10 protein-coding genes are annotated in these 8,818 nt (G+C 68.7%); 8 read left to right on the top strand and 2 right to left on the bottom strand.

Annotated features, from left to right (window positions below; translation table 11 throughout):
- The first annotated feature begins 177 nt into the window (after positions 1–177).
- Together IE271_RS39495 and IE271_RS39490 are read left to right on the top strand one after the other, a co-directional pair.
- The gene (locus tag IE271_RS39495) at positions 178–873 is read left to right on the top strand and encodes a hypothetical protein (protein ID WP_190195270.1); all 696 of its coding nucleotides are present in this window, start codon (positions 178–180) and stop codon (positions 871–873) included.
- A gap of 456 nt (positions 874–1,329) precedes the next feature.
- On the top strand, positions 1,330–1,830 hold the full coding sequence (locus IE271_RS39490; protein WP_190195269.1) for a hypothetical protein: 501 nt from the start codon (positions 1,330–1,332) through the stop codon (positions 1,828–1,830).
- Here IE271_RS39490 and IE271_RS39485 read toward each other — a convergent pair.
- A complete protein-coding gene (locus IE271_RS39485) occupies positions 1,745–2,578 on the bottom strand; it encodes an IS5 family transposase (RefSeq protein WP_190195268.1) in 834 nt (277 codons plus the stop codon). The two genes, IE271_RS39490 and IE271_RS39485, sit on opposite strands and share 86 nt — an antisense overlap.
- Positions 2,579–3,075: 497 nt before the next feature.
- Entirely contained in the window at positions 3,076–3,732 is a 657-nt protein-coding gene (locus IE271_RS39480; RefSeq protein ID WP_190195267.1) for a TetR/AcrR family transcriptional regulator, read from the bottom strand.
- Between the two features lie 168 nt (positions 3,733–3,900).
- Here IE271_RS39480 and IE271_RS39475 point away from each other — a divergent pair, with 168 nt between their 5' ends.
- The 6 genes from IE271_RS39475 to IE271_RS39450 form a co-directional block, all read left to right on the top strand.
- The gene (locus IE271_RS39475) at positions 3,901–5,106 is read left to right on the top strand and encodes a cytochrome P450 (protein ID WP_190195266.1); all 1,206 of its coding nucleotides are present in this window, start codon (positions 3,901–3,903) and stop codon (positions 5,104–5,106) included.
- A gap of 45 nt (positions 5,107–5,151) precedes the next feature.
- Positions 5,152–5,349 (top strand): ferredoxin, encoded by a 198-nt coding sequence (locus IE271_RS39470; RefSeq protein ID WP_190195265.1) that lies wholly within the window; start codon positions 5,152–5,154, stop codon positions 5,347–5,349.
- On the top strand, positions 5,346–6,539 hold the full coding sequence (locus IE271_RS39465) for an NAD(P)/FAD-dependent oxidoreductase (protein WP_190195264.1): 1,194 nt from the start codon (positions 5,346–5,348) through the stop codon (positions 6,537–6,539). The genes IE271_RS39470 and IE271_RS39465 overlap by 4 nt, the downstream gene beginning before the upstream one ends.
- Complete coding sequence (locus tag IE271_RS39460; RefSeq protein ID WP_190195263.1) at positions 6,536–7,297, top strand: SDR family NAD(P)-dependent oxidoreductase; 762 nt, start codon at positions 6,536–6,538, stop codon at positions 7,295–7,297. Before IE271_RS39465 ends, IE271_RS39460 begins: the two co-directional genes overlap by 4 nt.
- A 58-nt stretch (positions 7,298–7,355) precedes the next feature.
- Positions 7,356–8,426: an SDR family NAD(P)-dependent oxidoreductase gene (locus tag IE271_RS39455; RefSeq protein WP_190195262.1), complete on the top strand. Its 1,071-nt coding sequence runs from the start codon at positions 7,356–7,358 to the stop codon at positions 8,424–8,426.
- A gap of 93 nt (positions 8,427–8,519) precedes the next feature.
- Positions 8,520–8,818, top strand: a 299-nt coding sequence (locus IE271_RS39450) for an SDR family NAD(P)-dependent oxidoreductase (RefSeq protein ID WP_229919944.1), incomplete at its 3' end; no start/stop codon positions are given.

The raw sequence follows: 8,818 nt of genomic DNA, 5'->3' as shown, positions 1-8,818 counted from the left end.
CGGCATGGCCGAAGACGCCGCCCGCCGGGGAGTCAGCCTCCTCCCGGAGGAGTGAACCGCAGAGCTTCCTTGCCTGAAGTCGGCCAGCGGACTGGACACCCGCCCGAATGTGACGCCATTATATGCGTTGCGAGCCGGGCAGGCCGGCTCTGCTCCACAGAATGGGACTCTCCGGTTATGGCTGCCCGCTCCGTTCGGCGCATCGTTGGGGCCGTAGACATCGCCGCCAAGCACGGGCTGACCCCTGCACGTATCAGCGCGCTGTACCTCGAGCGGGAGACCAACGGCTTCCCGGAGATCGTCGGGCACCGCGGCCGCGCCCGCCAGTGGGACGAAGGCGAAGTGGACAAGTGGTTCGACAGCCGGGAGCCGTCGCGCCTCCAGCAACACAAGCCCCCTGTTTTGGACCCTGACACGCTCCTCAACGGCCCCCAGGCCTCCAGGTACTGCGGCTATAAGAACCGCCAGCAGGTCACTACCTACAGGCGGGACCACCCCGGCTATTTCCCAGAGCCTGACGTCGTGGAGGAACTCGGGACTCCCGAAAAGCCTATCCGCCGAGAGAAGTGGCGGGTGCGGACACTTGACGCCTGGCTCGCCACCCGGCCGGGCAGCGGCAGGCGTGCGGTCTCCGGACGCACAACGCCGTCTTTGCCGGACGTCCCCGTCGACGGGGACCCGGACGAGCTGCTGGGAGCCTCGCAGGCCGCCGCCCTACTCGGTTTCAAGAGCATCAACTCGTTCAGCAGTAGCCTTGCCCAGGGAAACCTGCCCCTGCTGAAAACCGTGGATGCGCTGACGGAGAAAGGCGGTCGCCGGCGGTGGACGCGCCGGCGGGTCCTCGAGCAGAAAGCAGCGCGCGAAGCCAGGTAGCACCCCGGCGGTAGGCATGACCTCGCCGCCCCCACAGACGCGGCATCCGGTTATGGGTTGTTGATCCCGTGCGGACCGGATACCGCAGCGATGGCCGGCATGGCGTGGCTCGCCACCACGCCCCGCAGCAGCACGCGCTGTTGCGGACCGGCCATCGCCTGCTTCCCGCCGCAAATGGCAGAATCACTCTCTTAGCAAGGCGTCGCGGACCGGATTGCCGTGCGCTTCGTCGGAAGCGGCAATCTCTTCGGACTGGTCGACCAGCCACTCATCGCCCTGTTTGACCAGGCGCAGGGCCTTCTTCGTGGTGGTGGTGCTGTCGGGCCAAGTAACGGTGTACTCAGAGAGCTTCTCGTAACCGAGTGTGGGGGCCGGTTTTGTGCTGGTCAGGCATAGTGCCGGGGCGGGGGAGGTAGGTCCGGGGCGTCCGTGGAGGTGGCGTGCTGGAGGTGCGTGATGGCATCGGTGCTGGGGCGGCTAGAGGAGCGGGAGCGGGCGGCTCGCAAGCGGGTGGAGGAATTGCAGGCCGAGCTGGAGGCGGCGCAGTCGGAGTGGGACGAGTGGCTGATCGCCCGCAGGCGGGTCGGCGAGGTGTGCAGCGGGGCTGAGAGCGCGGGCCCGAGCGGTCAGGCGGAGAAGACGCCGGCCAGGAACGGGGCTGTGGTGTCGCCGGCGGCGAGGCCCGGGTCGGTGGTTCCCATCTGGCGCACAGGGTTGTCGATCGAGGTGCTGGCTGCGGAGTATCAGCAGGTCATGGGCCTGTTGGCCGAGCGTCGCGCCATCGGCGCGGCGCCCCTGAACTGTCGGGAGGCTACTGCCTTGCTGGGGCTGGAGACGGTCCCGGCGAAGATCGAGGGTGTGCGGGTGAAGCTCAAGCGGCTCGTTGCGCGGGGATGGGCGCAGGAGCCTGCGCCGGGCCGGTTCGCCTGCCCCGACGGCCCAGACGGCGGGTCATGATGGTGGTCATCGACCACAGGATCATCGCCTCGGAGCTCGCCGGGAGCCGTTCGTAGTCACGGGCCAGGCGCCGGGAGCGGGACAGCCAGGCGAAAGTTCGTTCCACGATCCACCTTTTTGGCAGCACGACGAAGCCCTTGTGGTCGTCGCTTCGGCGGATGACGGTGAGCATCAGGTTCAGGGCCGTGGCGCACCAGCCCACCAGCATGCCGGTGTAGCCGCTGTCCGCCCATGCGCGCCGGAGCCGGTGGTGTTCTTGGGTGGCCCGGGCGAGGAGGTCCTGGGCGGCGGCGCGGTCCCCCGTCGAGGCGGGAGTGACCATGACCGCCAGGATCAGGCCGAGGGTGTCCACCACGATGTGCCGCTTGCGGCCCTTGATCTTCTTTCCGGCGTCATAACCGCTGGTCGCGGCCCAGACCGTGGATGTGCCGCGCGCGGACTGTGAGTCGATCACCCCCGCTGTCGGCTCCGCGTCCCGGCCGTGCGCCTCCCGGGTCGCGGCGCGCAGCCGGTCGTGGAACTCGCCGATCAGCCCCTGCTCGCGCCAGCGGGTGAAGAACCGGTGCACCGCCTTCCACGGCGGGTAGTCGGCAGGCAGCGCGGGCCACTTCACGCCGTTGTCCACCACGTACCGGATCGCGTCGAGTATGTCCCGGTGGCAGTACTCCTCCGGCCGGCCGCCCCGGCCCTCGCCCCACGCCGGCACCGGAAGCACGGCGCGGACCACGGCCCACTCCGCGTCCGTCATGTCGGTTGGATAGCAGTGCCCGCCGCACGGATTGTCCGCAGCGTTCCCGCACAGGTGGGCGAAGCAGTCACACGCCCGTGTGTCCGAGATGGACTCTTCCCTGGCAGAGCGATACAACTGCGGCAACAGGGCCTCCCGGTGAACAGCGGCGTCGACACCCTCTGTGCTACCGAGAGGCCCTGTCTCCATGCCCTCGCGCAGCCACATTCACCCGAACAGCACACCCGTACGGGAACCCCAGCCCCACACTCGGTTTCGAGAAGCCTTCTCAGCCCACACCCCGCTGACCAGCTGAAACGCGGCCGCCTAGAGAAACGCCCTCCAGGCGGACACCCGCACGTCCACCCAGGTCAGAGCCCGGATTCGCGACTCCAGGCTGCCGAATTACGTCGAACCCGGGACAGGCATGCCGCGTGAGGTGGGGCGATGACCTTTTGAGTGGCACATGATCGGGCACCCTCGTCCGCTTTCCGGGAGCGGGGAGCCATCCTGAACTGTCACTCAGTGGGGCTCGGAGCCTGCGGTGCCGGGAGCAGGCGTCGCAGCAAGGACTCCTCCAGCTCGATCAGGATGGTTTCGTTGCCGGCGGCGGGGCTCGGCAGGGTGTGCCACAAGACGAGTTGGCCGTGCAGGGCGGTCCACAGGTGGATGCCCAGGTCCTGCGCCTCCGACCGACGGCTGGGGGCCACTTCGGCGAGGTAGGCGTCAGTCGTGTCGGTCCATGCCTGGAGCATGGTGCCGATGGGGTGGTGGTCGGTGGCCGGTGGCCGGTCGGGCTCGTACTCCAGGCTGAACATCAGCCGGTAGCGGCGGGGCTTGTCGATGGCGAACCTGCGGTAGGCGGTGACGGTGGCTCGCACGCGCCCCCAGGGGTCCGCGCCTGCTGCGGCGGCCGACTCGCCGGCCTCGCTCATCGCGACGGCCAGTGCCCGGTAGGTGGCGTCGAGGACGGTGGTGACCAGGTCGGCCTTGTTCTTGAAGTGCCGGTAGGCGCTGGGTGCGGAAATGCCGACCTCGCGGGCGATCCCGCGCAGGGAGAGCGCGTCCTCGCGTCCGGTCTCCTCGAGGATGCGGGTTGCCGCGCCGAGGATCTCCTGCCGCAATCGCTCGCCTTGGCCCCGCGCGTTGGGGACCCGTTTGACCTGCGACTTCATCGCCTCCTCCTCACTGGCTGCAGCAGCCTACGGCCCTCGGTGCAGCCCTGCCTGCAACGGTCGGTGCTTCGTCCCGGCCGACACAGGGGCTTCCCCCCCATCGGCTAACACTGTTAGTGTAACTTCTGTTCGACTAACAGTGTTAGCCGATGATGGAAAGGCACAGTCGTGACCTCGTCTCCAACCGTTCCCGCGTTCACGCTCACTCGCCCGCGGGACGCACCCCTGGATCCCCCGCCGCTGTACACCGAGCTCCGTGCGAAGCAGCCCATTTCCCGTGTCTCTCTGTGGGAGGGGCAGCTCAGCCCCTGGTTGGTGACCCGGTGGGAGGACGCCCGCGCGGTGCTGGGCAGCCCGGCGTTCAGCAGCGATCCGACCCGTCCCGGCGCACCCACCTTCAAGAAAGACACGGTGCAGAACCCGCGCGGCTTCTTCGCCAGCCACGACGACCCCGTCCACGCGGCGATGCGGCGCACCCTGACCCGGGAGTTCATGGTCAAGCGCATCACCGAGCTGCGCCCGGCCATCGCCCGCCTGACCGACGAGCTCCTCACCGACCTGACCGAGCTGAGCGGTCCCGCCGACTTCGTGGAGCACTTCGCGCTGCCGCTGCCGTCGCTGGTCATCTGCGAGCTGCTGGGTGTGCCGTACGAGGACCACGCGTTCTTCCAGGAGCACTCGAGGGCCATCGTCGACTTCAACACCACGGCGCAGGAGTCCATGCAGGCGTTCGCGCGTCTCGCCGAGTATCTGCTGGGACTCGTGGAGACCAAGCGCACCAGGCCCGGGAACGACGTGATCACCCGGCTCGCCGCGCAGGTGGATGAGGGTGTCATCACCGATCAGGACGCCGCCGACCTGAGCGCCTTCCTGTTGTTCGCCGGGCACGAGACGACCGCGAACATGATCGCGCTGAGCACCATCACCCTCCTCAGCCACCCCGACCAGATTCCGCACATCCTCGGCGGGCAAGAACAGGTCGCGGGCGCGGTCGAGGAGCTTCTGCGCTACCTGTCCATCGTGCACGGCGGGCTGCGCCGAACCGCCGTCGAGGACGTCACCATCGACGGCGTCACCATCCGCGCGGGCGAGGGCGTGATCGTTCCCATCCACGTCGCCAACCGCGACCCGGAATTCTTCACCGCTCCCGGTGACCTCGATCTGGCCCGCGCCAACGCCCGCCAGCACCTCGCGTTCGGCTACGGCATCCACCAGTGCCTCGGCCAGCCGCTGGCTCGTGTCGAACTCCAGATCGTGCTGCCCGAGATCTTCCGCCGGCTGCCCGAGTTGAAGATCGCCGTGCCGATGGACGAGATCGCCTTCAAGCAGGACACCGTCGTCTACGGCGTCGTCGAGCTGCCCGTCACCTGGTGACCGCAACTACCTGATCCCCACCACCGAGAACAGGGAAGAAACATCATGCACGTAGAAGTCGACGTCCCCAGGTGCGTCGCCTCGGGCCAGTGTGTACTGCTCGCCCCCGACGTCTTCGACCAGCGCGACGAGGACGGCATGGTCGTCCTGCTCACCGAGAACCCGCCGGCCGAACTCCACGACGCGGTTCGCGAATCCGCCACCGTCTGCCCCGCGGCCGCGATCCGCCTGGAGCAGTCGTGAGCGTGACCCCGACCGGCCGCGTGGTCGTCGTTGGCGCCTCCGCCGCCGGCCTCGCCGCCGCCGAAACCCTCCGCGGACAGGGCCACACCGGCACCATCACCCTCATCGGCGACGAACCCGCCGCACCCTACGACCGCCCGCCCCTGTCGAAGGAGATCCTCTCCGGCACCTGGAGCCCCGACCGGCTACCCCTGCGCGCCCCGGCCGATCTCGATGCCCTCCACCTGGATGCCCGTTACGGCTGCGAGGCCACCGGCGTCAACATCTCCGAGAGCACCGTGCTGCTCGCCGACGGTACGGAGGTGCCCTACGACGGACTGATCGTGGCCACCGGGGTCCGTCCCCGCCTGCTGCCCGGCACGCCGGCCCACGCCCTGCGCACCCTGGACGACGCCCTTGCCCTCAAGGACCGCCTGGGCCCTGGCCGCACACTGGCCGTGGTCGGCGCCGGGTTCCTCGGCGCCGAGGCCGCGTCGGTGGCGGCCGGCCTGGGCACCCGCGTGACCCTCCTCGAACCCGCGCCCGTCCCGCTGGCCCACGCGGTCGGCGAGGACGTCGGCCGCGTCCTCGCCCAGGTCCACCTCGACCACGGCGTGGACCTGCGCACCGGGACCGGGGTCAGCGAGGTCGTCCCCGGTGGCGTCCGCCTCGACGACGGCAGTGTGGTCGAGGCGGACACGGTGCTGGTGGCCGTCGGCTCCCGGCCGAACACCGAGTGGCTGACCGGCAGCGGCCTCACCCTCGAAGACGGGCTGGTCTGCGACGAGTTCTGCGCCGCCGCACCAGGGGTGTACGGCGCAGGTGACGTGGCCCGCTGGCACAACCCGCTGTTCGGCACGTCGATGCGGATCGAGCACCGCACGAACGCCACCGAGCAGGGCGTGGCCGCCGCCCGCAACCTCCTGGGCGCCCAGCGGCCCTTCGCGCCCGTTCCATATTTCTGGTCCGACCAGTACGAGATGAAGATCCGTGCCTACGGCCACCTGCGCGGCCACGACGAGATGCGGATCGCCGAAGGCAGCCTGGAAGAACGCAAGTTCACCGCCGTCTTCCGCACCGGCGACCGCCTCACCGGCGTCCTGTCCGTCGGCATGCCACCCAAGAACACCCTGGCCTGGCGGCAGTCCATCGCCCTGCGTGCCCGCTGGCAGGACGCCGTACCCGCAACTTCCACAGGAGCGGCAGCATGAACACCGAATTCGAAGGACGAGGCGTGGTCGTCACCGGCGCCGGGTCCGGCATCGGACGCGCCGCCGCGCTGCGGTTCGCAAGCCGGGGAGCCAGGGTTCTCATCGCGGACATCAACCCGGTCGGCGCCGAGGCCGTCGCCCAGCAGATCGAGGCGAGCGGCGGTACCGCCCGCACGGTCATCGGCGATCTGAGCGACCAGCGCACGGTCGACGAGGTGGTCACCACCGCGGTCGAGTCCTTCGGCCACCTCAGCGTGCTCGTCAACAACGCCGGGATCATGGACAGCATGACCGGCACCGCCGACGTGAGCGATGCCGAATGGGAACGGGTCATCCGGATCAACCTCACCGCCCCGTTCCTGCTCACCCGCGCCGCCCTGCCCCACCTGCTGGCCCACGGCAACGGCGCCATCGTCAACACCGCTTCGGAGGCAGCCCTGCGCGGCAGTGCCGCCGGCACCGCGTACACCGTCTCCAAGCACGGCATCATCGGACTGACGAAGTCGACCGCGGTCATGTACCGGGACCGCGGTGTCCGGGTCAACGCCATCGCCCCCGGCGGCACCCAGACCTCCATCACCGACACCGTCACACTCGATGACGACGGCGCCTCCGTCGTGGGCCGCTACCAGGAGAACGTGGGCCGCCTGGCCGCGGCAGAGGAAGTCGCCGCGGCCACCGTGTTCCTCGCCTCCGACGCCGCGAGCAACATCAGCGGCGCCGTGCTCCCCGTCGACAACGGGTGGTCGGCCGTCTGACCCAGCCACTCATCCGGCGTCCGGCGCCGGGCACATTCGGCTCAAATAGCCAATTCGCGTGCAGGGCAGTAAGTCATACCGGACCGAGCGACCGAGCAGTCCCCATTTGATGCCGCACCGGCTCTGTACAAGCTGGCGGGGCGAAGGGCTCGTCACCGAGTTCGATAAGCAGCAGAGTTTTATGCACGCCGTCGATTTCACCACCACCCCGCGAGATCTCCGCGCGGTAGCGATCATGAAGGACTTCGATATGAGCAAGCGTGATGGGACGCCTCGTAGCGCCCTGGTCACTGGCGGCAACAGCGGGATCGGCTTGGCCGTGGCGCAAGGCCTCGGCCAGAAGGGCTACAAGGTCTGGATTGCAGGCCGAAGCGCCGAAAAGGGCGCAGCCGCCGTTGCCCGGCTTCGTCCCCACACGCCAGCAGGGGTCGAGTTCCTGCCGCTGGACGTCACGTTGTTCGCGGACATCGAGAAGTTCGTCAGCGCGCTCAGGCCGCAACTGGGCGGACGGCTCGACGCGCTCGTTCACTCGACCGGTGCGCTCAACGCCAAACGGGTGGTCAGCGCCGACGGCCTGGAAGGGAGCTGGGCGACGCAGTTCCTGGGCCGCTATCTGCTCACCGAGGCTTTCACACCGGAACTGGCCAGCGCTGATGACGGCCGTGTGGTCTTCGTCAGCGCCCAGCCGCCGAAGAATCCGCGCCTCTTCGAGGACGATCCGTCTCTGGAAAAGAACTACACCATCATGCGCGCGATCAGCCAGGCCCAGTCAGCGAGCGCGCTCTATGAGCAGATGTACGCTGCCGAACACCCGGACGGGCCCGCGATCAACGGCGCCAACGCGGGTGTAGTCGCGAACACCGGAATCGGCCGGGCCCAGCCTGCACTATTGAGGATGACCAGCAAAGCGATGTCCGCCGCGTTCGGGATCTCCCCCGAGCAGTCAGCGAAGAACATCGTGGCACTGGCCAGCGACCCAGCACTCGAGGGCGTGTCCGGGTACTGCTTTCCCAAGCCTCAGAACCTCCAGAAGCGCCGCAAGCTGGCATACAGCGAGGAACACCTCGCGTCTCTGCGCCGCGTGCTCGCCAAATACGCAACCACAAAGAGCAAACTGCTTTCCGCTTGACATAGAGCACGACAACGGACGGATCCGGCTTGAGTCTCGGAGAACGCCCCGTGCTAGGCCAAAGCTGCACGCTCATGATCAGAGAGGCCAGCAATGACACAAGACCTGAAGGGCAAGACCATCGTGATCACCGGAGCCAGTTCCGGGATCGGTGCCGCCGCGGCACGCAGACTCGCCCGGCGGGGAGCCACGGTGGTACCGGTCGGCCGATCGGCCGACGAGACGGCGGCCATCGCCGCGGAACTCGGAACATCTCCGCTGGCCGCCGACTACACCCGGCTCAGCGAGGTCCGCGCGCTCGCCGCCGCCCAGAGCGCGGCCTACGGCATCCCCGCCCACCGGCACGTGGAGGTCGCCCGGCCCGCGTTCCTGCTCACCGAGATCGCCGCCTA

The sequence above is a fragment of the Streptomyces minutiscleroticus genome, from assembly GCF_014650875.1.
GTDB lineage: Bacteria > Actinomycetota > Actinomycetes > Streptomycetales > Streptomycetaceae > Streptomyces > Streptomyces minutiscleroticus.
This window is presented reverse-complemented; position numbering and strand designations above follow the sequence as displayed.

Coding starts and splice junctions, on each gene's coding strand:
- IE271_RS39495 (WP_190195270.1), top strand. CDS start 178: ATGGCTGCCCGCTCCGTTCGGCGCATCGTTGGGGCCGTAGACATCGCC.
- IE271_RS39490 (WP_190195269.1), top strand. CDS start 1,330: ATGGCATCGGTGCTGGGGCGGCTAGAGGAGCGGGAGCGGGCGGCTCGC.
- IE271_RS39485 (WP_190195268.1), bottom strand. CDS start 2,578: ATGACGGACGCGGAGTGGGCCGTGGTCCGCGCCGTGCTTCCGGTGCCG.
- IE271_RS39480 (WP_190195267.1), bottom strand. CDS start 3,732: ATGAAGTCGCAGGTCAAACGGGTCCCCAACGCGCGGGGCCAAGGCGAG.
- IE271_RS39470 (WP_190195265.1), top strand. CDS start 5,152: ATGCACGTAGAAGTCGACGTCCCCAGGTGCGTCGCCTCGGGCCAGTGT.
- IE271_RS39460 (WP_190195263.1), top strand. CDS start 6,536: ATGAACACCGAATTCGAAGGACGAGGCGTGGTCGTCACCGGCGCCGGG.